Here is a 25682-nt window from a genome sequence, read left to right on the forward strand (position 1 = left end):
TGTGAAATGCACTAATTAGTGCATGGTGTAGCGCTCTACATCGGCGCCATTAAAGACCTGCTCATAGCCATCAGAGTCGAGGGAACGGAAATCGCTAGAGTTCTCAATAGCTTCCCGGAGCAAATCAAGACGAGCAGAGCTGTCTCCAATTACCGCGCCGGCTGGGAAGTAGTGAGTTTTTCCGTTCTTGAGGTTGACGGTAAGTGTTTCGTAGCTCATTGAAATCGCAGCCTCCAACTGGGCAAGGAACGTAGCGTAAAAAAGAAAACCGATTAACCCCACGGAAGATAACCATGACGCTAATGCAGTTATAGGGTTCTATCACGACTTTTAGAAGTGTTTTGCATAATTGAACCAGTGGCCGTCACCAACTGCAATCAAGTGGGATCTACATTACGTTTGACCCACCCCCAAATGGCGATTAACCAGCGCATCTTCAGCAGTTGAAGCTTTCAAAAGGTGGGATTCGGGTGGGGTGGACGTGAGGCATGGTATTAGCTATGCTGAATCAAGTTTCTAAAAGTGATTCAGGAGGTGAATTGCAGTGGATAAGCACTTTGTAGCCAAGCAGATCGGGGCGGCGTTGAAGCGCGCGAATATAAGCCAGCGGCGCCTGGCTGATGTCACGGAGATATCTCAATCGACTCTGTCTCGTATTATTGCTGGCGATCGCATGGTGAGCATGCCTGAGCTCATTCTGATTGCCGAGGCAACCGGTACCACCGTTGCTCAACTAGCGGGTACGAGCAATGTTGCCGAACGTGTGCAGTATGCGGCACGGTCTACCAATTCATCGTCGATGGATTCCATGCGGCAAAAGCTCCTGCACTTTGTTGAGCTCAATGATTACCTCGATGAGCAGGGCATTCCTACTCTCCGCTAAGGATGGTATTTGAAACCATGACACTGGAAGAACAGGGTAAAGCAGCTGCTGAGGAATTTCGTGCTTTGCACAATCTGGGTTCAAAACCATTACATGACCTAGTTCTTGTTATTGAGCAAGCCACTGCGCATGAAGTCGCGGTGCTTGATGTTGAGGATGCCAACGAACATGGGCTAACGATGTGGGACCCAGAAAGGAAAATCGCTTTCATTGGAGTGGCACGCACACGCCATCCCATGCGGCAGCGAAGCACCCTGGCTCATGAACTGGCGCACGTCGGGTTTAAAGATTGGTCCAATGGCGATGATGGTGAATTATCGGCGCGCACCCCTCAAGAAAAACGTGCGGATGCTTTTGCGCGCCACCTTTTAATTCCGCAACAAGGGATCGTGAGTCTTCTAGATGCTCCCGGGACAGAAATTTCTGAAGCCCAGTTGTCGCTGGTTGTGCAGCGATTCTTGGTATCTCCAGCTATGGCTGCCATCGCACTGTTTAATGGCGGATATATTTCCAGCCCTACTAAAGATGCGTGGATGAAGATATCCACACGTACTCTGGCAACACGCTTTGGTTGGTCTGATCAGTACCGGATGCTGCAGCACGACGCCGACCAAACCCGCGTGCCGCAACGCTTGCTTGCAAGGGCGGTCGCTGGCTACAAAGAGGGAATCGTCTCTGCTCGAGCCATTGCTGTACTCCGCGGACTTTCGGACGAAGAAGTCGCTGCCGAATTGGCCGAGGCGGGGATTTTCCCGAAAAGTCCAGATGCTACCTGGATGGATGCACAAGATCTCCCGGAGGTAGACATTGATCTAGATGACCTCGATGACATTCTTGGTCCTGAATCATGGGATGGAACGGGAGAGATGAAAACCGATGAATAGTCGGCCAATCATGGATGCTGGGCCAGGGCTAAATTTCTTTTCCATAAACAAGGAACGGCTACTATTCAAAGTGCTTGGACCTTTGTGTATTCCGATGAGTGTCGAGGAAGAAATCTTACGTAAAGCCCGGACCGACCGTCGGTTTTCTGCCGCGGGAACCGTGGTTAAGAAACTTCCGGATAAGTATTTAAAAATTCTTCCTGACACAGCTACCGATGAACTAGTTCAGGTAGTAGAACGAATATCGGGGACTACCTTTCACGAGCGTTTGGATATGAGCCGGGATCTGGGGGAAACGATGGTGATTGCTCACGCGGTAGTCGCAGCCGAGGCAGGGGCTGACATCACGGTCTTGATTGATGAACGCGGGGGAAGAAAAATAGCGGGGGCTGAGCAAAATCGACTAGTACGACTTAAGGGCCAAGGTCGAAACGTCGGGAATCTATCGCTAGTAAATACCGAGACCGTGCTTAAGACAGCGGTTACAAGGAAACACATCGCAGATAAGGCCGAGTTGCAGGAACTTTATCGTCGTCTGCGGGGGCTTGATGATGGTTTGGTGCCTATTGGGGATACCGGTTTATTGGCTGCGAACCTGTGGCAGAGATGAAAACACCCCAGGAAAATTTCCTGGGGTGTAAATCTTCGCGCGGAATGCTAGGTGCTACTTCTCGTCGCCTTCGAGGCGGTGCTTGCCTTCGTCCTCGGAGTCATCGGTAACGCGAGTGGTGTCGATGTCGGAGGCGTCATCATCCTCGACGTCAGGCGCTTCAGTGTCGGTTTCGGCTTCGGCCTGTTCGCGGTGAGCTGCAAGCTGCTCTTCCAGAGAATTGAGCAGTTCCTCATCGCGCTCTTCGGCGCCTTCTTCTGCCAGGTCGCCGGCTACCTTGGTGGCGCCGGCAACTGGAGCGCCTTCCTTGACGTCATCTTCGGTGGTGGAGGTGTAGACCAAAGTGGAGCCGGTTGCGTCTGGCTCGGACTTATCGGTGAAGTCTTCAACGCGCGGGGGAACCTCACCCGGGGTGTCGTTGCGGCGCAGGAGATAGTAGACACCGCCGAGAACCGCAGCGATCAAAGCAAGAATGCCGGCGATGGAGAAGAAAGACTTGCTCTTCGACTTCTTCTTTTTGCCGAGTTTCTTATTCAGCTTCTTGGTGTTCTTATTAGCGGTCTTTTCTAGCTGCTTGCGCTTAGCTTGAGCTGCCTTGGTGGCCTGGTTGGCCTGCTTGCGGGCCTTCTTGCGCGTTGAGCGGGTGGCCTTTTCTGCGCGGTCGCCGAAGTCGGAAGCGGCAGAGACCAAGCGTTCGCTGGCCTCTTCGCCACGGGAGCTAAATTCCGCCAAAGCTCGCTCGATGCGGTCGTGCGCTGCCTTGGTTACGGCACCGGCCTGCTTGCGGGCTTCGGAAAAGTTGGATTCCGCGTCATCGCTGAAGTTGTCCGCGTTTTCTTTAACGTTGGAGGCTGCCTCTTCTAAAGCAGAGTAGGCCTGCGCCGCCTTTTCTTTGCGGTATTTGTTGAACTGGCCCCACAACGAGGATGCGACCTTCAACGCTTGTTGCGCTGCAATGGGATTCATATCCTTCTAACTCCTTTACTTCCAGCGAAATTTTTTAATCGTGGTCTCTTCCACTACTTAGCTACCCACAGTAGTTGTCTTTGTCATGGCTGTGGGGACAAACAGAAGAAAAATTCTTCACCTTCAAGCCCCAAAATAGACAGCTTGGTATATTTTGGGCAGATTTTATTCATGCTGGTTTGGGGCCTTTTGCAAGGCAGTGCAATTTCAAAGGTAACACCATTAAAAACCCCTAGTGCAAAAAGTGAACAGCTTGGTACATTTTGGGTACTTGCACATCAACTACCAGCACAGGAGGAATCATGGTGCCACGCATGTCAGCATCTGCGCCGCTCGATTATCTTGAGCTGGACCCTGCCGGACACCCACGTCCAGAAAAAACTCAGCAGGCTTTTTCCCGTACCGCTTTGTCTTTTGAAGTCATCCCCCCGCGGCATGACGCAGACCAAGCAAAAATCGCGAACCTACTTCAGGTACTGGGAAGCTATAACCCCGACTACATCGCGGTAACTAGTTCCAAGCGTTCGGGATGGTTAGAAGGAACCGCGAAGTTTATTGAGCAGATTTCTTCGACCACCACTATGCGGCCTTTGGCGCACTTGGCCTGCACGGCAGGGGACAAGCGCGAGCTCATTCACTGGATTAACGTGCTTGTCGATGCCGGGGTGCGCGGTTTCTTAGCCCTTCGCGGCGACTTGGAACCTGGGCAGACCAGTCTTCCAGAAGGCTACTTGCAGCATGGCGATGAACTCGTGCGGCTTATCCGCCAGCTGGAAGGGGAGCAGGCAGCGCGCTTTGCCGCAGGTCGCCTCGCCGTTGCGGTGGCGTGTTACCCCAATGGCCACGCCGAATCAGCGAACGACGATGAAGATTTCGATGTCTTATTGTCCAAGCAGCGATCGGGTGCAGATTTGGCTATCACCCAGCTGTTTTTCGACGCTGAAGACTACCTAAAATTCGCGCAACGCGCCCAGCTGGCGGGCACGAAGATGCCGCTGATTCCGGGAATCATGCCGATTACTTCGCTCAAACGAGCCCAGCGGATGGGCGAGTTGTCGGGGCTGGAGGTGCCGCCGAAGCTCATCGACAAGCTCTCGCGTGCCCGCAGCCCGGATGAGGAATACGCCATTGGCATGGCGCACACCGTGGAACTTGCCCAGGCAGTTATCGCGGCGGGCGCTGGCTGTTTGCACATCTACACCCACAACAATGCAGATATCACCCAAGAATTACTGACTGCGATTGGCATTACGGCCAATAGCACCATCAAAAGTTAAGGAAAGCATATGACCAACCAACCCACTCCATTTCCAAAGGCCACGATTGAGGGCTACCCACGCGTTGGACCACAGCGCGAGCTGAAGAAGGCACTGGAAGCATTCTGGGCAGGCAAGATTGACCAGGAAACCTTCGAATCCGCAGCACATTCTTTGCGCGTAGATACCTATGCACGCCTGAAGGATTTGGGTCTGAATGAGGACTACGCCATCCCGGCGGATGTTGCGTACTACGACCAGGTACTGGAGACCGCTTTGACCGTCGGCGCTGTCGGTGGGGATGCGGCTGAGGTATCTCTCGATGAGGAATTCGCGCTGGCTCGCGGTAACTCCGAGCGTGCACCTTTGGAGATGACCAAGTGGTTTGATACCAACTACCACTACATCGTTCCAGAAATCGCCGATGGCCAGAAGTTCGTCGCGCGCCCACAGCGCATCGTTAAGCTGGTGGAAGAAGCTCGCGCCCAGGGCCACGCCGTGCGTCCTTACCTGGTTGGTCCAGTGACCGTTCTTGCGCTGTCCAAGCAGGCAGAAGGCTCCAACGGCCAGCCGCTTGAGCGCCTGGATGAGCTGGTGGAGTCCTACATTCAGGTTCTTGCAGCGCTTGCCGATGCCGGCGTCGCCTGGGTCCAGCTCGCCGAACCAGCGACTGTTGCTGACTTGGCTGTTGCTGATGACGCGCAGATTGCCGCGCACCTGGAAGCTGCCTACACCAAGATTTTGGCAGCCGAAAACCGCCCACAGGTATACCTGACCACACCTTATGGCTCCGCACGCGCCGGGCTGGATGCACTGGCCAAGGTTGCACCAGAAGCACTGCACGTGGATTTGTCCGTGGGCACCCAGGCACTGGATTCCGACTATGTTAACCGCGTGAAAAACACCGTTGATACCGCCAAGACCCAGCTGGTTGCTGGTCTGGTCGATGGCCGCAACGTGTGGGCAGGCAACCTGCGTGCACTGCGTGAGACCTTCGAGCAGTTCGACGGCGCATCCGTATCCACCTCAGTGTCGCTGCAGCACGTTCCACACACCGTGGAGGCAGAGCCCAACTTGCCTGTCGATGTCGCCGCATGGTTCTCCTTCGCGAATGAAAAGATCGGCGAAGTTGTAGCGCTGGCTGCAGGTCCTTTGGATGCGGCAGAAGCTTATGCTCGCGCTGACCGTGCAGTGCGTACCCGCGCGGAATCCACCCGTACCCACAATCAGCAGGTTGCTGACCGCACCGCGGCACTTCCTGAGGGCCAGGTGCAGCGTGAGCCAGCATTTGCGGAGCGCCAGGAAGCACAAAAGGCACTTGGTTTGCCGCTTTTGCCTACCACCACCATTGGTTCTTTCCCACAGACCTCCGATATCCGTAAGGCCCGCGCTGACCACCGCGCCGGCAACTTGACCGATGAGCAGTACGTAGAGGAACTGCGCAAGGAAGTTGCTAGCGTCATTGAGCTGCAGGAGCGCCTCGGCCTGGACGTTCTGGTTCACGGCGAGCCAGAGCGCAACGACATGGTGCAGTACTTCGCAGAGCTTCTCGATGGCTTCGTGGTCACCGAAAACGGCTGGGTCCAGTCTTATGGCTCCCGTTGCACCCGTCCACCAATCGTGGTTGGTGACGTCTCCCGTCCAAAGGCAATGACCGTGGAGTGGGCAAAGTACGCACAGTCCCTGTCCGAGAAGCACGTCAAGGGCATGCTCACTGGCCCAGTCACCATCTTGGCGTGGTCCTTTGTGCGTGACGATGTCCACCAGTCTGTCTCCGCTGACCAAATTGGTGTGGCGTTGGCTGATGAGGTCAAGGACTTGGAAGAAGCTGGCATCGAAATCATTCAGATTGATGAGCCAGCACTGCGTGAGCTGCTGCCACTGCGTGAAGAAGACCGCCCAAGCTACCTGGACTGGGCCGTGCGTTCCTTCCGCCTGGTGTCTTTGGATGCTGCGCCAACCACGCAGATTCACACCCACCTGTGCTACTCCGAGTTCGGTCAGATCATCGACGCCGTTGCTGGTCTCGACGCCGATGTCACCTCGATTGAGGCTGCCCGTTCCCGCATGGAGCTGCTGCAGGATATCGATGAGAAGTTCCACTCCGAAATCGGTCCTGGCATCTACGACATCCACTCTCCACGTATTCCATCCGTGGCTGAGATGGCCGAGCTTATCCGTGCTGCTTTGAAGCACGTTCCGCTCGAGCGTCTGTGGGTCAACCCAGACTGTGGCCTGAAGACCCGCGGCTACGAAGAAACCGAGCAGTCCCTGCGCAACATGGTTCTCGCTCGCGACGAAGTCGCCGCGAACCTCAAGGTTTCGGTTAACGCTTAAACGCAGAGCCAACGGCTCGAGTATTAAGCCCTGAGCATTAAGCCCTAAACACCAGCTGGCTGAGTGAGGAAATTACCTCCCGGTCAGCTGGTTGTGGTTTTGGCTGATGCGAAAGACCTTGGTAGAAGTACACGCCGGTTAGGCCGGCTTGGCGGGCGCCTTCGACATCGTTAAGCCAATTGTCCCCAATTAATGCGGTGCGCTGCGGGCTGGTGCCAATCTTTTCGCAGCCCAGTGAATATGCCCGCGGGCGCGGTTTGGGCGCGTCGTATTCCACAAGCGGAATCAGTTCCACACCGTCAATGACTAAGTTGCCGGCGCGGACTTTGCCTTCCTGCATCTCGCGGGCACCGTTGGTCAAAATGCCGACCTTCTTGCCGGCTTCCAACGCGCTGTGGATAGTTGGAATGGCGTTCTGAAATGCCGCCCAGTGCGCCTGGTAGCCGCGAATGAACCCCGCGTAGAGCTCAGTTGCTTCCTCATCACTTAAATGCAGCTGGCCCGTAAATTCCTTGGCACGTTCACGGCGCTGCTGCGGGTGGGAAAGATCCCCGCGCTCATAACGGCTAACCCACTTGTGCTCAATTTCTGCCCACCGTTCATACTGTCCGGTGGGCAGACCTAGTTCTTCACACCAGCTATCTAAGCCTTTGATGGATGCACCGGTGTGGTCCATGAGTGTGTCATCTAAGTCAAAGAGAATTCCGTCATAAGCAGCAAGATTCATAATTCTTCAGTGTACAAAAGTTAAACCCTGAAAGAAGGGATACTGATCGCTGTGCGCGAGCATTCCCCGGTACGCATGCCACGGCTTTAGAACTTTGTTTACAATGGCTGCCATGACTCAGAAGACTGCAACTGCAACGCTGCACACCAACCTCGGTGACATTGTCATCGACCTGTTCGGTAACCACGCACCAGTAACTGTTGAAAACTTTATCGGCCTCGCAACCGGTGAGAAGGAATACTCTGCTCAAAACGCTAAGGGCGAGCAGACCGGCCCGTTCTACGACGGCGCTATCTTCCACCGCATTATTGATAACTTCATGATCCAGGGCGGCGACCCAACCGGCACCGGCCGTGGTGGCCCTGGCTACCAGTTTCAGGATGAGTTCCACCCAGAGCTCACCTTCGACCGCCCATACCTGTTGGCTATGGCAAACGCTGGCCCTGGCACCAATGGTTCCCAGTTCTTCATCACCGTGGCACCAACCCCACACCTGAACAACCACCACACCATCTTCGGTGAGGTCACTGACCCAGCTTCCCAGGAAGTTGTGGCTAAGTTGGCAAAGGTTCAGACTGACCGCATGGACCGCCCAGCTGAAGACGTTGTCATTGAGTCTGTGGAGATTGCACAGGCTTAATGCCCTGATGAGCTAACTTCTCATCGTTATTTTCCCGCGTGAGCGCGCTCTATAGTTAAACCTGTAGAGGAAGCCCACGTGGGTTTTCTAGTTTTATCTCGAGGAACTTAAATTCATGCAGACGTGGCTGAAATCCTTTTATCGCACTGCTCCCGCAACGCTGATTATCACTAGCGCGTGCATTATCTTGTGGCTTGTCGCGGCCTTTCAGGCGCGATCGCTGACGAACGTTTTTGGCGACTCTGCGCTCATGAACAACATGATGGTGTGGGGGCCTGCATTCGAGATTGCAGACCACTGGTGGACTCCGCTGAGCTACGCGTTTATGCACCTGGATATTGGCCACCTGACGGTGAATATGTTCATGCTGATGCTCATCGGCCGTGAGGTTGAACGTCACTTCGGCACTGTGTTGTTTGTGGCGTTGTATCTCTCGGCTGCGATTAGCTCGGGACTGTTGATTCTGACCCTGGACTTCATGTCACCTACCGCCGGTGCCTCCGGCGCGCTGTTCGCGCTCATGGTGCTGTTGATTTCTGTCTACCGCAGCCGCGGTGCCGACCTGCGCGCGTCCATCGTCTTAGTTGTGGTCAACGTGGTCTATACCTTCCTCACAACTGGGGTATCCCTCTGGGGACATCTCGGTGGCCTTTTCGCCGGCATCATCCTGGCATTGTGCGTTAACCGTAAATCACCAGTTACCCACTGGGTTGGCATCATCGGCCTGCCCGTTGCTGCGTTCTTTTTATACACAGGGGTTGGAGCTTAAACCCAACAATCATTAAGGCGCCTTCCACACAACGTGGAAGGCGCCTATTTTGATCGCATTGGCACAGGGTTGTGAATTGTGCCGCGCAGTGAGACGCGGGCTGTGTGCATTTGTGGAATTTGTGCCCTGAGCAGGGCAGTGGGGATAACTACGGCATGTTATCCACGGGGACATGTGTGCGAAAGTAATTCACAGTAGTTATCCACATTGTGGATAACTACACTTGTGTAATTGTCGAAAGAAAACGCGAATCGAACATATAAAACGCCAGCTATTCCGATCTTTTGCGCATTTTTCGAAACTTTAGAGCCCTGTTAAAACAGTGAGAAAAGTTATCCACAGGCTGTGTGTAAACATGTGGAGAGCCGAATTCCACAGACTTGTCCCCAGGCTGTGGATAACTTTGTGCACGGGCGGTGTAAAACCGTGGATTACTCGGGGTTTTCACGCCGAATTAGCATGCTGTCCACAAGGTGGAAAAAGTTTTAACCATTTTGAGCAGGGGAAACCGTGATTTTCTCAACCCTGTTGTTGTTTTCCACCTTGTGCACAACTTGGTTCTATGCTTATCATGTCATTAAGCGATATATCAGTTAGTGATATAGCGTTGAGCGATATAAGGAGATGAATGATGGCGAGAAAGCCTGGCTTGGATGAAGGAAACCTTCCAGAAGCGGCGTTCTTTATTTTGCTGGCTGTGAGGAACACCCGTCACGGGTACTCAATCATGCAGCACTTGGAAGAACGCTCAGGCGGATTAGTCACCATCGGTCCAGCGTCGTTGTACACAACGTTGAAAAAGCTCGCCGATGCTGAACTGATTGAGGAAATTGATTCCTCCAACAACCGCCGTAGCTACCGCATGACCGCTAAAGGAATGGAAGTTGCAACCAAAAACGTCGAGCGCCGCCGGCAACTAGTCGCAGCGGCGGAGAAACTGCTTAACGAAGAGATAGGAGAAGATAATGGCTAAGCGTTGGAGCGGGGGTCTCGCTTTTAGTCCGGAGCGCGAACTGCAAGTATTTCGCGAAATGGCACTGAAAGGTGAACATCTGTCTGGAACAGCGATGGCTGGGCATGGCTGGGAGTTTACGCCAGGTGAGAAAGAAGATGTCATCTTTGACATGACTACCGAGCCGGACGCAGATGACGACTTTTTCACAATGTGCAAGCAAGCCGGTTGGACTCACGTTCTGTCTGTGGCAGATACGCACATCTTCAAAGCAGCTCCCGGCACCGTTGCATTGCACACCGATGAGCAATTGGAAACGGAAATTCTGGAGAATCAGCGCAATAGGTTTGCGAAGGCCTCTGCGGTATCCATCGTGATATTCATTGCCGTATTTCTACTTATTGCAAACGTTGACTGGCCCAATATTATTGAAGTCGTCCTTGGCGTCGCAGCGATTTTCCTCGTGGTTTACTCAGTTTTACCGCTGGTTGGTTTTCAAACCAAGCTCATAAAGGCTCGCAAGCAACTAGATGACTAGCAAAGCACTTCCCATCCGAAGGTCACTCTAACGAGGATGTTCGGCATGGCTCTTATACGCAGGGATAAAAAGCGACGATGAGCACGGTAGGTAATCCACCGTGCTCATCGTCGCTGCGAAGTTAACGCTATTTATAGCGTTAACGCCAGCTAAGGCTAACGCCAACCCATGGTCATGAGTAGACCGATGATGGCAAGGCCGAAGCCGATGCCGTAGTTCCAAGGGCCGAGGGCGGCCATAAAGGCGATCTGTTCGCCGGCGAGGTAGTTGACAACAATCCATGCCAGACCAATGATCATCAGACCCAACATGACAACGATGTACCACTTTGGGGTGCCCTCAGCATTGACCTTTACCGGGGTGCGGTTTGCTGCGGAACCGGCGGTAGACGGTGCAGGGGTCGAAGATGGGTTGTACTTTGACTTTGGCATGGGCCTTTATCAACCTTTTCGCGAATGAAATAACGACTAATATTTATATTGTGGAATCAAACTTTACCAGAGCAATCTAGGGGATAAGCTCCCCGAGATTAAACTCCCACACACGGATTTCGATATCGGCATCGCGGCGGACAGAGTCGCCTTCGCTTACCGATGCCCACGCGATCAAATCACTATCAACCGCCGAACCAGTATTAACTGGGCGGCCAATATTGAAACTGCCGGACCAGCCAGCATCGCGTAACGCTTCCTCGGCCTCCTCAGGGGTCTGGCGAACCAAATCCGGAGCAACAATGAGCTGGCCATTAGAAACGCGTACTGTCACGGTGCTATCGGCAGGAATCTCATTGCCCTCATCAGAGACCGAAAGAACCTGTCCATCTGTTTCTGTGGAGTCCACGTTTTCTACCTGGACATCAAAGCCCATGGCATCCAAGGTGGAGCGGACATCTTCAATATCTTGACCCACCAGGTTCGATGGCACACGGATCATGCGTGGACCAGTACCAACGGTCACCGTTACCCGGGAACCACGGGAGAGTTGCGAACCAGCAGGCGGATTCTGCTGGGTAACCCGTCCGGTGTTTTCCGCGCTGGATTCTTCTTCTTCGACGCTGTCAGACATGCTCAGGCCGGCATCGGAAAGCGCACGGGAGGCGTCTTCCAAGCTTAAGCCGACGACATCTGGTACCTCAGTGATCTCGCGTCCCGATGACACCGTGAGAATAACCGTGGAATTGCGCTGCAACTGCGAGCCCGGTGCCGGATTAATGCGAATCGCATTGTCACGAGCAATATCGGGATTAGCTTCCTCATTAACCGTGACCAGTAGATCAATATCTTCTAATTCCGCAATGACTTCACTGCGCGGACGATCTTCCACATCCGGAACGGTGACCATATTAGCTTGTGCCTGCTGGTCTTGTTCCTGCTCCGCTTGACGCTGCTGGGAAGTATTCCAATAGTCAAAGGCAAAACCGATGAGCAATCCAGCGAGCGCGATTGCCAAAATAATGGCGATCCACTTCATCCACGGCCGTGGTTTACGGTCATCGTCGCGCTCATCGATATCAGCAGAGGCCACACCAGGTGCGGCAACGGGTACGCCAGCTGCTGCTGCCGGCTGCGGATCCATCGTGGTGGTTGCAGGATGCACCGCTGCAACACGAGTGGAATCCTCCGGCTGACTGTGCGCCGACGGTTCATCGTCAGCAATGTGCATTTGTGCCGCGCGGGTGACATTACCGGAGCTCATGCGCTCTAAATCGGCACCGAATTCCTGCGCGGACTGATAGCGATCCATCGGATCTTTGGCCATCGACGTCAACACCACGGCGTCCAAATTGACGCGTTCGGTCGGTGTTAAAGAATCTGGATCCAAAGATTCCGACGGCGCATTGGGCTCTTCTTGCACGTGCTGATACGCCACGGCGAAAGGAGTTTCGCCTTCGAAAGGCGCATGACCGGTGACGGCTTCGTATAAAACGCAGCCCAAAGCGTAGACATCGGAACGCGCATCGGCGGGCTTTCCCTGCGCTTGCTCCGGGGAGAGATACTGCGCGGTACCAATAACTGCCGAGGTCTGCGTCATCGCCGAAGTGGAATCATCCAACGCGCGGGCAATACCAAAGTCCATGACTTTGACCTGGCCCGTGTTGGTGATCATGATATTGGCAGGTTTTACATCACGGTGAATAATGCCCGCATCATGTGAGGCCTGCAGCGCATGCGCCACCGGAATGAGCACTTGTGCAGCTTCGCGCGGGGACAACGGTCCATCTTCGCGCACGAGATCGCGCAAGGTACGCCCGTGGACTAATTCCATGACGATATAAGGAATCGCCATCCCATCTTCATCGGCCTCACCGGTGTCATAGACTGCGACAATATTGGGATGGTTCAAACGCCCAGAATTTTGAGCCTCTTTGCGGAAGCGTTCCCGGAAATTAACATCGCGCGCCATTTCTGGACGCAACATTTTGATGGCTACATCACGGCCCAGCAAGGAGTCGGTAGCACGGTAGACCTCCGACATTCCGCCAGTGCCAATGACGTCGCCTAAACGGTAGCGATCATTAACCATTGGCACCTCCTTCAAGGTTGTTTAAGATATCGTCAATAATATCCTCACCAGGGTTTCCTTCCTGGTTACCTCCGCCGTTTCCGCCGTTGGTGTCGGTTGGTTGCTCAGATCCGCCATCATTTCCGCCGTCGCCGCCGGGGTTGGAGCCGTTATTTCCGTCTTCGCCGCCATCGCCAGGTGTTGGCGAACCGCCGTTGCCATCGGTGGGTTCAGCTGGAGAAGTATTAGTTGGCGTGGGTGAGCTGCCAGTCGGCCGTGAGGTACGGCTTGGCGAGGATTGAGAAGATTCAGATTCCGTTTGGGTATTGGTCTCTTCGGTTTCTTCTGGCTCGACCTGATCTTCAGTGGGCTCATTGTCCGGAGTGACATATTCTGTCACGATGGATGGCACCGTAGAAGTAGTCGGCTGGACATCGCTGTCATCGCCGCTAAACATCGTGGCAGCGTAAAATCCGCCGCCGACTAGAGCAACAGCGAGCGCGGCGATGCCGACGCCAATGCCGAAGTTCTTGCCAGCGCTAGACTTCTTTGCCGTCTTCGTGGCCGTCGCTACAGGTGGCTTTGCCGTGTTAGCTCCGGCAACCGCAGCGGCCTCTGGGTCGGTAGCAGGATCTGCGGAAACAGCCGGGTGAATAGTGGTCGGGTTTGTGGTCTTACCCAGCATGGCCGTAGCTGCCGTTGGTGAAGGCTCCGGCGCGATGAGGTTATTGGGCATCGCCTTCGGCTGCGGTGGGCGCTTGCCCAAACGCACAGCCGAAACCGCCAAAGCCAGTTCATTGCCACCGGCATAGCGAGTGTTCGGATCCTTGCGCAAGGTAATCCCGATGAGCTCACGTACTGGTGCAGAGATATTTGTCGACAGTGGTTCCGGAGCCTGGCTGATGTGCGCCAACGCTACAGAGACAGAGGAATCTCCGGAAAAAGGGCGCTCGCCAGCCAACATTTCATAGCCGACGACACCGAGGGAATACACATCGGATGCTTCGGTGACATCCTTGCCTTGGGCTTGTTCCGGGGAGACGTATTGGGCGGTGCCTACGACCATGCCAGTACGGGTCAGCGGAACCGCAGCGGCGGCTTTTGCAATGCCGAAGTCGGTGATTTTCACCTGACCATTTTGAGTAATCAGCAGGTTGCCTGGCTTGATATCACGGTGGACCAGATCCATCCGGTGGATGATCGATAGCCCATGCGCGGTTTGCTCGAGCACGTCCAAAGCCAAAGACTCCGGCAGCATCTTCTCGCGCGCTAACAAATCCGCAAGGGATTCACCGCGCACGTATTCCATGACGATGAAACAAAAGCGGTAGCCCGAAGGGTCTTCTACTTCGCGGTAGTCATAGGTTTTAACGACGTTGTCGGAATCAATATTTTCCGCAGCATCTGCTTCATTACGAAAACGCGAGAGAAATTCTTCGTTGTTGGAGAATTCTGGGCGCAAAACCTTGAGCGCGACTTCGCGCTCATTGCGGACATCATCAGCCAGCCACACAGTGGACATGCCGCCGTGGCCGATGATCCATTGCAGCACATAGTCAGAACCGATCAGTGATTGAAGCAGTTCCTGGTTATCAGCAGTATTCACTACTGGCCACCTCCGTAGCTATCCAGGATCGCACGCCCAATCGGCGCCGAGACCTGGCCACCGGTGGCAGATTCGCCCAAGTTGCCACCATTTTTCACCACAACGCCGACAGCAATATCGCGGTCCGGATCAAACGCGACGTACCACACGTGCGGTGGCAGGCCATCGCCGTGTTCGGCGGTACCGGTCTTGGATGCATAGCTATTGCCGTTATAGCCGCTGGTGTTGCGCTCGGAGGCGTACATCAAATCGGTCAAAGCATTGGCCACGTCTTCATCGACAGCTGTCGATGCTTCCTTTGGCGAGGTAGTCCGAATCTCATTCATCGTGGAATCGGTAATGCGGTTGACCAAATAAGGTTCCATGCGCACGCCGCCATTAGCGACCGTCGCAGCCATGCCCGCTGCCTGCAGCGCAGACATGGACACATCGCGCTGGCCGATGGAGGACTGGCCCACGGAGGCATCGTCAGGCATCTCGCCGATATTGCCCGCTGCGGTTTCAACTCCGATATTGGATTCCTGGCCAATGCCAAAGCCTTCGGCGTAGCTGCGCAATTCATCAGCGCCGACATCCATGCCCATTTCCACAAAGGCGGTATTACACGACAGGGCAAAGGCCGTGGTCAAAGTAACCTGCTGGGAGCCGCCACAGACTTGTCCGGCGTAGTTGGTCAGCTGGGTATTGGTGCCCGGCAAGGTGATTTCAGAAGCACCGGTCAGGGTGGAATCTGGGTTGTAGCCATTGTTAAGACCTGCCGCGGTGGTGATGATCTTAAAGATAGATCCCGGTGGCAGGGTTTCCTGCGTGGCGTGGTTTAACAGCGGGTTACCTTCTTGTTCTTGCAGCTGAGCCCACTGGTCATCGATGTTGTTGGGGTTATAGGACGGGCTAGACGCCATCGCTAAAATTTTGCCTGTCGATGGCTGCAATGCCACCGCAGCGCCCTCATATCCAGGCTGGGTGAGCTGGTCATAAGCAACCTGCTGCAGCTGTGGATCGATGGTGACTTCGACGTTGGCACCGTCTGGCTGCTCACCGGTGATGAGATCCATGAAGTTGCTGGTGATCAGCGAATCATCAGTACCATTGAGGATGTTATTTTGCGAAGCCTCAAGCTGTGAAGCGCCGTATTGCGTGGACAAGTAGCCTGTGACCGGACCCCAGGCAGGCGAATCGACGGGATAAGAACGCGAATAAATGCCGTCTTCACTGGCGGTGGACTGTGCCAAGACGGTGCCGCCGGCGAAAATTTGTCCGCGCGCGACGGTTTGCATGTCATAAAAACCGCGTTGGTTCTTCGGATTATCGGCGTACTTATCCACGCTGAATGCCTGCACCACCGTCAAGTTAATGAGCAAGATGATGGTCAGGATGATGGAGAAAAGCGCGGTGACGCGAATTGATTTGTTCATGAGCGAACCTCCGCCACTTCGGCGTTGTCTTCGGGCGCAGCAATCTCGGCCTGAGGCCTGCGGGCGGTATTAGAAATACGCAGCAAGATAGCCAATAGGATGTAGTTCGCCATCAAGGCAGAACCACCGGCGGAAATAAATGGAGTGGTCAAACCGGTCATTGGCAGCAGCGCAGAAATACCGCCGGTGACGACGAAGACCTGAATAGCAACAGTCAAGGACAAGCCGCCGGCAACCAACTTGCCGTAGGAATCGCGTACCCGCATCGCGGTATTAAAACCGCGAGAGACCAGTAGCGCGAACAAGATCAAGACTGCAGACAGGCCGATGAGCCCGAACTCTTCACCGATAGCGGCGAGGATGAAGTCGGAGTGCGCAACCGGTACTAATTCTGGGTAGCCGTTGCCAAGGCCCGAGCCGGTAATACCGCCGGTGGACATGCCAAAGAGAGCTTGGGAGAGCTGGTAGCCGGTGTTGTCGTAGTTTGCCAAAGGATCGAGGAAGTTGGAGAAACGGTCCTGGATCTTGTCAGAAATCATGTAGATGCCGGTGGCGCCGACGGCGACCAAAATGATGCCGATGAGCAACCAGGACACACGCCCGGTAGCCATAAACAACATGCCCAACACGGTGGAAAATAGCAGCAGTGCAGGGCCAAAGTCATTGGAGACACCCATGATGACAATCGCGATTGCCCAGACAATCAGAATCGGAGCTAAGTCGCGCAGACGCGGCAGGGAGATGCCTAAGAAGCGGTAGCCAGCGACGGTAAATAGGGAGCGCTTTTGCACCAAGAGCATGGCGAAGAACAAAAGCAGCAAAATCTTCGAGAACTCACCCGGCTGAATGGAAAATGGTCCCAGCCAAATCCAGATGCGGGCCTCTGCGCCTGGTGGCTGCGGCCACACCAAAGGCAGTGCGAGCAGTACGATGCCGACGACGCCCAAGAGGTAGGAAAAGCGGGTAAAGACTTTGTGGTCGCGGACAATAATCAAGACCGCGGCAAAAAGCACAAGGCCGACGATGGTCCACATGACCTGGCGCGATGCCAAAGCAGTATCTTGCGCAATATCGATGCGCGCGAGCATTAATAACCCGATGCCGTTAAGTACTGCGACGATCGGCAACATGAGCTGATCCGAATGCGGCGCGAGGAAACACAGCACGATGTGCGCGCCAATGAGTACGCCCAAAAAGCCGCCAATGATCCACAAGATTTCAGTGGTTAGTTCATTGCCCTGGGATAATTCCAGGCTCACCAAAGTGATGGTGAATACGGCGGCTGCCATAATCAGCAGGGTGAGTTCAGTCCAACGACTGTGAAACTCTTTGAGCATTTAGTTCACCTCCCGGCAGTCAATCCCCGGGGTTGACCGGAACTTGTCCTTGTCAGTGGTAGATTCGCGGCACTTAGGCAGTGCGCGCTCGGATAGTTGGGTCAGCTGTGATTGCACCTCGTCATAAGAACCTGAATCTAGGTTTCCTACGGCGCTGCGCTCTGACGGCGGTAGATCGGTTAAAGAAAACGCTTGCGTACCAGTTGGGCATGAGTTTCCGGCAAGCTGCAATGCACCGTCTTCGCGCAAGCAGGCCACCTGGTAGTCCTTGTTGAGCGAGCGCCCGAACAGTTCCATATCAATGCCCTGCATGATGCGGATTTCCTCATTGGCGGCATCCGCAGATTCGGACGTAGTGGAAGCCTCCACAACCGCAACGTAGTAGTTGTTGTTGAGGTAATTCTTGCCAACCCACCACACGCCCGCTACGAGCGCAATGATGACCAAGATAGAAACAATCAACGGCCAGCCGGAGAATCTACGGCGTCTGCCAGGCTCCTCATCTGCTGGTTCAGCATCCGCGGTGCCCTCGGTATCGTCGGCATCGACAGGGTTGGTGGGATTGCCACCGGTGGGAGAAACAGTCGAGCGTGGAGCACCAGCAGCCGTGGCAGGGCCTGAATAAGGCTCAATGACCTGCGGACGACGGTTTAAGGCCGCAGCCCGCGATGCCGCCGAATCAGGGTGTGTGGGCTCAGGAACCTCACCGGCGATCGCACCGACCATAATGGCCTGCGGATTAATTACTGGAGACTCCTCAGAAGCCGCAAATTCGGTGGTATCAGCATTAGCTGAGTGCGCAGCTAGAGCATCTAGCTCTGCTACTTCTTCTTCGCTAGCTTCCACAACATCAGCTAAGACAATGGTGACATTATCTGGGCCACCAGAGCGCAAAGCTAATTCAACCAGCCGGTTCGCAACCTCTTCCAAAGAACCTGCTACTAGCGCGCTTTCAATGGTGGACGCGGTCACCGGATCCGATAAACCATCGGAGCACAATAAGATGCGGTCGCCTGGCTGTGCATCAAGTAAAAACAGCGTTGGTTCAACATCGCGGCCGTTATAAGCCTTTAAAATCAAAGACTTCTGCGGGTGCGAGGTGACGTCTTCGGGGTCTAACTTGCCTTCATCGACAAGCGACTGCACATACGTGTCATCCTTGGTGACCTGCTGCAACTTCTTATCACGCAGCAAATAAGCGCGGGAGTCCCCAGCATGGCACACAGCGAACTGGGAGCCGTTAAACATCATCGATGTCAACGTCGTACCCATGCCATCCGTTTCCGGATGCTTCCGGATGTGCTCTGCGATAGACCAGTTAGCTTCGGTGGACACCGTGCCCAATAGCGCCAACATGTCATTATCGCCGGGGTTTTTATCCAACCCCATCAAATGCGTGATCATCAGCTGGGAGGCAACTTCACCAGCAGCGTGGCCACCCATACCGTCGGCTAAAGCGAGCAAATATGGGCCCGCATAGGCAGAGTCTTCATTATTACCGCGAACCAAACCGCGGTCAGAAGCAGCAGCAAAATTAAGCTTTAGCATTACTTATGCCACCAGCCTTAAAGTAGAACGCCCCATCTTGATATCGGTATTGACACCTACCTGCTCAGGCTGATCGATACGATTACCGGCCACAAAAGTGCCGTTACGGGATTCCAAATCTTCCACAAACCACTGGCTGCCGCGCCGGAATAACCGCGCATGGCGTGACGACGCGTAATCATCACCTAAGACAAAGTCACAGTCCTGGGCGCGGCCCAAAGTGAAATCTTCCAGACCGGATAAAGCCATGTGAGAGCCCGCCAAGGGCCCGTCGATGATCTTTACTTCGCGCGGCGGGATGGCGCGTCCTTTAACGCGTGGCGCTGCAACCGGGCCGGCCTTGACTGCTTGGTAGGACCCGGCTGCTTTGTTGGCGTCGCGACGCATTGCGTTTAGGGCCACCAGAATAAACAGCCACAGGAGAATCAGCAGTCCGATTCTCAGTCCGGACATAATGACTGAATCCATGGGGACCTCCTCATTAAAACGTATGAAACCAGCTTAGTCAGGCACGCCCTGTAATTCAGTAGTGCTGGCACTAGTTTCGTAGCGCAAAAGCATAACCGGTTTCAATTTACGGGAAAAATATAAAAGCTCGCTGTGACGAAGATTTTCACCAGTGTGCGAGCTATGTAAAATCACTAGCCTTCTAAGCCGGTGATACGAACCTCAATTTGGGAATGGCCCATCGTGATGATGTCGCCGTCTGCAAGCAGCCAATTTTCAATAGGTGTTTCATTAACGGTGGTGCCATTGGTGGACTGCAGGTCTGCGAGGACCGCATCCTGGCCATCCCAGGTAATTTCCGCGTGCTGACGCGATACTCCTGTATCTGGCAGACGCAGGTGCGCATCATTGCTGCGTCCAATGATATTGGAGCCTTCTTGGACGTGATAGGTCCGCGATGACCCATCTTGCAAAAGCAGGTTAACCGCAGGGCCGTGGGGGATATTCTGTTCTTCAGAGGCTTCCTGGCGTACGAATGAGGTAGTTGCTGCTTCCTCAGCCGGATAATTGGAATCTGGGGTAGTCATGGAATTCTCCTGAGATTGGGAGGCTGAAGATTGTTCATCTTCGTCCTCGTGGGCGTCGTGGAAAATCGCGTCAAAGCCCGTGTCCACTCCTGGTTCCTGATTGATAAAGGAAGACACACGAAGCTGGCCGGTGCGAAGCGATGATTCTTCACCGATGCGCACGACAATTGGGCCAGCGAGTTGCCAGCCATTGTTGCGGATAAATCGCGAGATTTGATCTGCCAGGCCAGCCGGGGTTGAGCGATTGCGTGACAGGTTTTCTACATCCTTGGAGCTCACGCCGACTGAGTAGACGTTCGGGCAGTACAGCAGCTCATCATCTCCACGCTGAACATTATCCAGCGCTTCTTGCTTGAGTAGTTCTTCAATTTCTCCGGGAACGACTTTGCCTCCAAAGACAAATGCCATCCCGTTATCGAGGCCCCGCTGCATGGCCGAATCTAAACGAGCTAGTTTTTCTAATAGTTCCATGAGTGCGGCGCCTCCTTTCTGACTGCGTTTTGAATGAAACCTTCTTTATTATAGGCAACCATAGACCGAAACTAGTAGCTCGCGCGCAAGAACATGGAAGTTTTCTAGGCAAAACCCCAGTTAGTTTTTATATATTGAACTGCCGTTTTGGTATTAGTGTGAGCTCTCATGCTATTGTTGTCTAGTCGATGTGAGACTTTAGGTTTCATGTTCACCACCCAGCCCGGGTGGCGGAATTGGCAGACGCGCTGGCTTCAGGTGCCAGTGTCCTTATAGGACGTGTGGGTTCAAGTCCCACTCCGGGCACAAAATTTTGCTCCGAAACATTTTGTCTGATTTTGTTTCGGAGCTTTTGTGTTCTCGTAGCGGTTGCTTACAGCGATGAGCCTTTCGATCCAGACCCAGTGCCAAGCTGGAAAATCTCAACGTGGGCATAGCCGCGTACTTCTTCGATGAAGTTCTCATCATGACAGGCCAGTACAATGCTTCCCCCGCGGAGCAGATGCGACGCGAAACCTTCGTGCAACATGGTGCGTCCGGCGACATCTAATCCCACGTCCGGCTCATCAGCGCATAAAACTTCTACGTGCTGTCCATTGGCGGCACCGAAAACTGAGGCAAACTGCGCCAACCGCAGTGCACGCTGTGACAGATCTTCAGGATGTTCTTCGCCATCCAGATTAAATTGCGCACGCAGCTGGGTATCCGGCACCATGTGGTCCACGCGTGAATCAATAACCTGATCAATCGGGTCCTGCAACATTAACCCGATTCTTTTATCCCGTTCGACCAGTGCTTTCATCAACGTAGACTTGCCTGCGCCATTTGCGCCGCACAACCACAGCACACCACCGCGCGGGATAGACAGCGAAACGGGGCCAATGACGAAACGGTTCGCCTGAGATTTTCGGAACTGCCACCAACGCCGTTTCCCTGCGCCCTGGTTGCCCACGAGATCCGCGAAGCGCAGATGAGAATCATCGCAGTGATGGGACGAGGGAACCTTTTCCGGCAAATGCAGAATTGCTTCTTCTCCTAGCAATTTCGTATCCACATCGGGGTCATTGGTAGACAACCAGGCGTGATGCCCAGCGACCACCACGTCAGCATCGAGGTTGTGCAAAACGTGTGCCAGCTGCTGGCGGGCGGTGGGGTCGAGGCCGGCAAAGGGGTCATCGAGAAGCACCAGCGGAGCATCCAGGATTAACACCGTACCTAAAGCCACCCGCCGAGTTTGTCCACCGGAGAGCTGATTCGGGGCGCGATCCAAAAGGTCCTGCAGATCGAGAGCCCGCGCAACCTTTTCGATGCGCTGACGCATTTCATCAACGGCAACCCCGCGCTGTTCAAGGCCAAAGGCTAATTCTTCTTCCACCGTGGTGCGTAAATAAGTAATATGCGCCCGCGGGTTAGAAGTCAGCATGACCGCGCCGGGAGTATTTTCATACAAGTCCGTCAGATATTTAGTCAGTCCGGAACCAGAGGGACCAACCAGCTGTTTTATAGCCACACAACCACCACCAATGCAGCTATCGGCATTAACCAGCGCAGGACTTTTTGTGTGGTTGTATCAGGCACTGGGTGTAACAGCGTGCGCTGCCCGGTGCCCTCCAATCCGGATACTTCGAGCGGAATGGCGCGCGAGGCTCCTTGCGATAACAAGCGAGTAATCAGTGGGAACACAACAAATTTGACGGTCTTTGAAAGACCACGGGTGCTGTGCTGACGTGGGCTGTGTGCGCGCAAATGATTGGTATATCGCACCGAGCCTAAGGTGTCACGACCTTGCGGAAGCAACTGCACGGCGGAGCCTACGATATAGGCCACCCGCGGCATATGGCTGAGTGATTTCACCAGGTCTGTAATGGTGATGGCGCTAGCCGCTGTTAAAAATGCCGACATTAAAGCGATGAAGCGAACACTTAAATCAAGGGCAGTTGACCAGTCATTTCTGCCGAAGGGAATGTGGATAATCAGCATGGATAAGCTAACCGGGATGCTTAAGGCGACGGTAGTTGCCAGCACGGAAAAATTACGCAGGCGTACAAGTGCAACAAGCTGCGCAATCACGGCAACGCTTGCGCTTAAAGCAAGTTCATTAAAGCCCAGCACCACAATCCATGAACTAGCTGCTGCAACAATCCAGGTCAGCGGATTCATTAGTGGCTAGGCTCTGCTGTACGCGGGGCCAAGGCGCGCCGGGTCTTCTTGGGCAATGCGGCAACCACCGCAAACACAATCACCATGATAAGCCCCTTATCCAGCGGATCGGAAATAAAGGACTGCAGGGTAACAGAGCCAAGCAGCGAGTTGCCCATTTCGCGGAAGAGGCTGACCAAAGCGCCAGTGCCGACACCAGCGGTACCGCCGTAGACGAAGGCTGCCACAGGTGCGGCGATGGCACCGGTGATAAGACCGAGTACTGCGCCGGAGGCAAATGCCAAGAAAATATTGCGGAAAGCGCCCTTGTTAATGACCACACCAGCCAACCAACCGGTTAACGCAGAACCAGCTGCAAAAGGCAGCGCTAGGGGATTAAATAGTGCCCACACCACGGAGCTTAAAGCACCGGTTGCTAAACCAGCACGTGGGCCGGCAAGTGCGGCAACCAAGACGGTACCCACGGCGTCCAAGTAAAGCGGGATACCGATGGAGCCGACGATCTGGCCGATAAGAATGTTCAGGATCAATGCCACTGGAATAATCGCCACGGTGCGTGCCGGCAGGGTGGGTAAAACACCGGCGAGTAGCGCCAAAGTACCGCCGACATAGCCGATGAGCGTAATCAGGGCCTCGGTTGACCCGCCGACTGATTCCCAATCAGTGGGGCGAACTAAAACCAGATAGAGCCAGGTCGCAGCGATAAGCGCGCCACCGACGGCGACTAAAACCTTGTGCGTGGAGTTTTGTGACATGCGTAAAATCCCCTAAAGATCATAAAGCGGCTGAATTATCCGCGTCCTATGTCACCTCGGATGCGAACCGATTCAAAAGTATAGCGGCCCGCAAGTGTTCTGCGTGAGCGGCGTCGACATCAACATCATCCACCAATGAAGCGTTCGCCTTGCGGCCCCAGTGTCCACGTAAATCTGCAACCGTGGTCCCGCGCATTAATTCAGAATCAGCTTCCACATCCACGGTTACTTCCCGCGTGTTAAAAGGTATCTTGTCCAGCGCGATCATCACGGTGATTAAATCATGAATCTGCGCTAAGTAGCCTTCGCCTTGGCTATCGTGGAATTCGAAATAAAACCGCAGCATCTCCGGTAGATAGGAGGCGATGGGGGCAGAGCCGAGGGCATCGATAAGCGCATTTAGCGTCTGCGGATTAATGGTAAACCGCTCTGTTACGCCTAAAGAACACACCGTGATGGGGTCCGTAGCCTGCGCGAAGGCTTGCTTTGCGCCGTGCGGATCCACCCAGGTATTCCATTCAGCAGTCGGCGTGGTGTTGCCCGGGTATAAGTAGGAACCACCCATCAGCGTGGTGTTTCGAACTGCTCCGAAAGTAGCCAGATTGGTGGCAGGACCTGTCACAATCAACCGCAGATCAGCATGCTGGTCAATCGCATTGCGCCATACATCCTGCCAACTATCCTGGCTTATGTCCTGGGCGCCGGGATTGATATAACCCAATCCAAACTCCCCGTGAGTTTCCGGGGTGGTGGTCAAGGGCACCTGCAAAGGTGCTGGCTGGCCAGCTACAACAGGGATGTGTCCAAGTCCGCATTTATCAAGTACCCAGCGGGTATTGATGGCGGTTTGCGTGGTATCCACATTGCCCGCGGTGGTGGTTGCCCCGACGAGCTCAACCTCGCCTTCGTGATGCAAAGCTGCCAGATACATCAGCGCTAGTGCATCATCAATGCCGGTGTCGCAATCAATAAGAACAGGAATCATAGAGCTCAAGTCTAAGGAAATGGCTGCAGTAGTGGTTTTCTTGGTGCTTTCTGTACTTGGAACACAGAATCCGATGTCCGCGTGGAATGTGAGATGCGCAGAACCAAAGCGATGATGAGGTAATTCGCCAGCAGTGAAGAACCACCTGCTGACATGAAAGGCGTGGTCAGACCCGTCATCGGGATAAGCCCTGAAATTCCGCCGGTGACAACAAAGACTTGGACCGTCAAGATGATGCCAAGGCCTGTGACAAGCAGTTTTCCAAAGCTTTCACGCGTGTGCATTGCCGTGATGAAAAAGCGGCACTGCAGCAGGGTGAAAGCTAAAAGCACAGCCGCTAGGCCAATGAGTCCTAGTTCTTCGCCGACGGCAGCGAGGATGAAATCTGAGAATGCTAAAGCAATGTTTTGCGGATAACCTTGCCCCAGCCCAGAGCCCGTTATTCCACCGGTAGAGAGTCCAAAGAGTGCTTCGGAGAGCTGATTGCCGTTGTTGTAGAAATCAGCCAAAGGGTCGCGGGCATTAGCAATTCTTTGTTGAATCTTGGTGGAAAATTGCGCGAGCAACGTACCACCGGCAAGCAGCGCCGCGGTTCCGATTAATAACCATGACAGACGGGACGTTGCGACATAAACCATGCCGAAGACGGTAAGAAATAATAAAAGAGCCGGCCCGAAATCATTGGTTAAAGCCATGATGACTAGCGCGAAAGCGCCAATGAACGCAATCGGTGCCAGATCCCGCAATCGCGGAAACCCCATGCCCAAAAAGCGATTCTCTGCCACTGCGAATAGGGCTCGCTTTTGACTAATGAGCATGGCGAAGAAAATGACCAGCAAAACCTTCGCTATCTCACCAGGCTGAATGGAAAAGGGGCCAATCATCAGCCAAATATTGGCATCTGATTCCACCGGCTGCGGTGAAAATAATGGTGAGGCCAACAGGATAAGGCCGAAGGCTCCTAGGAGATAAGAGAACCTGGTTAGTACGCGGTGATCTTGCAGCATGATTAGCGCAACCACACACGCGAACAAAGCAAGGCCAGTCCACATCACCTGCTTTTCTGCGAGGTCTCTTCCCAGGGCCAAATCAAGCCGGTGAATCATGACTAAGCCAATCCCGTTTAAAAAGGCCACCGTGGGGAAAATGATTTGATCAGCATTCGGCGTCAAGAAACACAGCGCGAAGTGGGTGGCTAACACCATTACCGCAAAGATGAAGGGCAGATATAAAGAGGATGTATCTAGCGCTCTATCCGCGGGATTATCCGAAGCGATGTCGACTGTTATTGCGCTGATCAAAGTTAT

Annotated in this window: 25 protein-coding genes and 1 tRNA gene; 10 read left to right on the forward strand and 16 right to left on the reverse strand. The window is 54.1% G+C overall.

The features are described from left to right. Window positions 1-15 precede the first annotated feature (15 nt). The gene (locus C5Y44_RS09250) at window positions 16-219 is read right to left on the reverse strand and encodes a hypothetical protein (RefSeq protein WP_105324679.1); all 204 of its coding nucleotides are present in this window, start codon (window positions 217-219) and stop codon (window positions 16-18) included. Between the two features lie 325 nt (window positions 220-544). On the opposite strand from C5Y44_RS09250, the gene C5Y44_RS09255 reads away from it, so the two are divergent. The 3 genes from C5Y44_RS09255 to C5Y44_RS09265 are packed head-to-tail and all read left to right on the forward strand — an operon-like array spanning window position 545 to window position 2377. After that, window positions 545-883 (forward strand): helix-turn-helix transcriptional regulator, encoded by a 339-nt coding sequence (locus C5Y44_RS09255; protein ID WP_105324680.1) that lies wholly within the window; start codon window positions 545-547, stop codon window positions 881-883. Between the two features lie 17 nt (window positions 884-900). Continuing rightward, window positions 901-1767: an ImmA/IrrE family metallo-endopeptidase gene (locus C5Y44_RS09260; protein ID WP_105324681.1), complete on the forward strand. Its 867-nt coding sequence runs from the start codon at window positions 901-903 to the stop codon at window positions 1765-1767. 10 nt (window positions 1768-1777) lie between these two features. Next, on the forward strand, window positions 1778-2377 hold the full coding sequence (locus C5Y44_RS09265; RefSeq protein WP_233189934.1) for a hypothetical protein: 600 nt from the start codon (window positions 1778-1780) through the stop codon (window positions 2375-2377). Window positions 2378-2431: 54 nt separating this feature from the next. On the opposite strand, the gene C5Y44_RS09270 is transcribed toward C5Y44_RS09265, so the two are convergent. Further along, a complete protein-coding gene (locus C5Y44_RS09270; protein ID WP_105324683.1) occupies window positions 2432-3343 on the reverse strand; it encodes a hypothetical protein in 912 nt (303 codons plus the stop codon). A 302-nt stretch (window positions 3344-3645) separates the two neighbouring features. Here C5Y44_RS09270 and C5Y44_RS09275 point away from each other — a divergent pair, with 302 nt between their 5' ends. Both C5Y44_RS09275 and metE read left to right on the forward strand, forming a co-directional pair. Next, complete coding sequence (locus C5Y44_RS09275) at window positions 3646-4620, forward strand: methylenetetrahydrofolate reductase (protein ID WP_105324684.1); 975 nt, start codon at window positions 3646-3648, stop codon at window positions 4618-4620. 9 nt (window positions 4621-4629) lie between these two features. Next, window positions 4630-6936, forward strand: coding sequence for a 5-methyltetrahydropteroyltriglutamate--homocysteine S-methyltransferase (metE, locus tag C5Y44_RS09280; RefSeq protein ID WP_105324685.1), 2307 nt, complete (start codon window positions 4630-4632; stop codon window positions 6934-6936). Window positions 6937-6973: 37 nt separating this feature from the next. Here the strand turns inward: metE and C5Y44_RS09285 are convergent, their stop codons facing one another. Beyond that, a complete protein-coding gene (locus C5Y44_RS09285) occupies window positions 6974-7663 on the reverse strand; it encodes an HAD family hydrolase (RefSeq protein WP_105324686.1) in 690 nt (229 codons plus the stop codon). Between the two features lie 103 nt (window positions 7664-7766). On the opposite strand from C5Y44_RS09285, the gene C5Y44_RS09290 reads away from it, so the two are divergent. The 4 genes from C5Y44_RS09290 to C5Y44_RS09305 all read left to right on the forward strand — a co-directional run bounded on the left by C5Y44_RS09290 (window position 7767) and on the right by C5Y44_RS09305 (window position 10562). Further along, complete coding sequence (locus C5Y44_RS09290; RefSeq protein ID WP_105324687.1) at window positions 7767-8303, forward strand: peptidylprolyl isomerase; 537 nt, start codon at window positions 7767-7769, stop codon at window positions 8301-8303. A gap of 115 nt (window positions 8304-8418) precedes the next feature. Beyond that, window positions 8419-9072, forward strand: coding sequence for a rhomboid family intramembrane serine protease (locus C5Y44_RS09295; RefSeq protein WP_105324688.1), 654 nt, complete (start codon window positions 8419-8421; stop codon window positions 9070-9072). A gap of 628 nt (window positions 9073-9700) precedes the next feature. After that, window positions 9701-10045: a PadR family transcriptional regulator gene (locus tag C5Y44_RS09300; protein ID WP_233189935.1), complete on the forward strand. Its 345-nt coding sequence runs from the start codon at window positions 9701-9703 to the stop codon at window positions 10043-10045. After that, window positions 10038-10562 (forward strand): DUF2812 domain-containing protein, encoded by a 525-nt coding sequence (locus C5Y44_RS09305; RefSeq protein ID WP_233189936.1) that lies wholly within the window; start codon window positions 10038-10040, stop codon window positions 10560-10562. Before C5Y44_RS09300 ends, C5Y44_RS09305 begins: the two co-directional genes overlap by 8 nt. 155 nt (window positions 10563-10717) lie before the next feature. On the opposite strand, the gene crgA is transcribed toward C5Y44_RS09305, so the two are convergent. The 8 genes from crgA to C5Y44_RS09345 all read right to left on the reverse strand — a co-directional run bounded on the left by crgA (window position 10718) and on the right by C5Y44_RS09345 (window position 20475). Then, window positions 10718-10993, reverse strand: coding sequence for a cell division protein CrgA (gene crgA / locus C5Y44_RS09310; protein WP_105324691.1), 276 nt, complete (start codon window positions 10991-10993; stop codon window positions 10718-10720). A gap of 76 nt (window positions 10994-11069) precedes the next feature. Next, the gene (gene pknB / locus C5Y44_RS09315) at window positions 11070-13085 is read right to left on the reverse strand and encodes a Stk1 family PASTA domain-containing Ser/Thr kinase (RefSeq protein ID WP_105324692.1); all 2016 of its coding nucleotides are present in this window, start codon (window positions 13083-13085) and stop codon (window positions 11070-11072) included. After that, window positions 13078-14670, reverse strand: coding sequence for a serine/threonine-protein kinase (locus tag C5Y44_RS09320; protein ID WP_105324693.1), 1593 nt, complete (start codon window positions 14668-14670; stop codon window positions 13078-13080). Before C5Y44_RS09320 ends, pknB begins: the two co-directional genes overlap by 8 nt. Then, window positions 14670-16085, reverse strand: coding sequence for a penicillin-binding transpeptidase domain-containing protein (locus C5Y44_RS09325; protein ID WP_105324694.1), 1416 nt, complete (start codon window positions 16083-16085; stop codon window positions 14670-14672). Before C5Y44_RS09325 ends, C5Y44_RS09320 begins: the two co-directional genes overlap by 1 nt. Next, a complete protein-coding gene (locus C5Y44_RS09330; RefSeq protein ID WP_105324695.1) occupies window positions 16082-17422 on the reverse strand; it encodes an FtsW/RodA/SpoVE family cell cycle protein in 1341 nt (446 codons plus the stop codon). Before C5Y44_RS09330 ends, C5Y44_RS09325 begins: the two co-directional genes overlap by 4 nt. Continuing rightward, window positions 17423-18970: a PP2C family serine/threonine-protein phosphatase gene (locus C5Y44_RS09335; RefSeq protein WP_105324696.1), complete on the reverse strand. Its 1548-nt coding sequence runs from the start codon at window positions 18968-18970 to the stop codon at window positions 17423-17425. Window positions 18971-18973: 3 nt separating this feature from the next. Next, a complete protein-coding gene (locus C5Y44_RS09340; RefSeq protein WP_105324697.1) occupies window positions 18974-19438 on the reverse strand; it encodes an FHA domain-containing protein in 465 nt (154 codons plus the stop codon). Between the two features lie 173 nt (window positions 19439-19611). Then, window positions 19612-20475, reverse strand: coding sequence for a DUF3662 and FHA domain-containing protein (locus C5Y44_RS09345; protein ID WP_105324698.1), 864 nt, complete (start codon window positions 20473-20475; stop codon window positions 19612-19614). A 221-nt stretch (window positions 20476-20696) separates the two neighbouring features. Here C5Y44_RS09345 and C5Y44_RS09350 point away from each other — a divergent pair. After that, window positions 20697-20781: transfer RNA gene (locus C5Y44_RS09350), tRNA-Leu, on the forward strand. Between the two features lie 67 nt (window positions 20782-20848). Here the strand turns inward: C5Y44_RS09350 and C5Y44_RS09355 are convergent. From C5Y44_RS09355 to C5Y44_RS09375, 5 genes are read right to left on the reverse strand one after another with little or no spacing between them, the layout of a single operon-like run. Then, on the reverse strand, window positions 20849-21985 hold the full coding sequence (locus tag C5Y44_RS09355) for an ATP-binding cassette domain-containing protein (RefSeq protein WP_199186024.1): 1137 nt from the start codon (window positions 21983-21985) through the stop codon (window positions 20849-20851). Next, window positions 21976-22635: an energy-coupling factor transporter transmembrane component T gene (locus tag C5Y44_RS09360; protein ID WP_105324700.1), complete on the reverse strand. Its 660-nt coding sequence runs from the start codon at window positions 22633-22635 to the stop codon at window positions 21976-21978. Before C5Y44_RS09360 ends, C5Y44_RS09355 begins: the two co-directional genes overlap by 10 nt. Next, complete coding sequence (locus C5Y44_RS09365; RefSeq protein ID WP_105324701.1) at window positions 22635-23390, reverse strand: glycosyl transferase family 9; 756 nt, start codon at window positions 23388-23390, stop codon at window positions 22635-22637. Before C5Y44_RS09365 ends, C5Y44_RS09360 begins: the two co-directional genes overlap by 1 nt. 46 nt (window positions 23391-23436) lie before the next feature. Then, window positions 23437-24375, reverse strand: a complete 939-nt coding sequence (locus C5Y44_RS09370; RefSeq protein WP_105324702.1) for a nucleoside hydrolase — start codon at window positions 24373-24375, stop codon at window positions 23437-23439. Window positions 24376-24386: 11 nt separating this feature from the next. Beyond that, window positions 24387-25580, reverse strand: a complete 1194-nt coding sequence (locus tag C5Y44_RS09375) for an FtsW/RodA/SpoVE family cell cycle protein (RefSeq protein WP_105324703.1) — start codon at window positions 25578-25580, stop codon at window positions 24387-24389. Window positions 25581-25682 lie beyond the last annotated feature (102 nt).

It is taken from the genome of Corynebacterium sp. J010B-136, assembly GCF_002967075.1.
Classification (GTDB): Bacteria; Actinomycetota; Actinomycetes; order Mycobacteriales; family Mycobacteriaceae; genus Corynebacterium.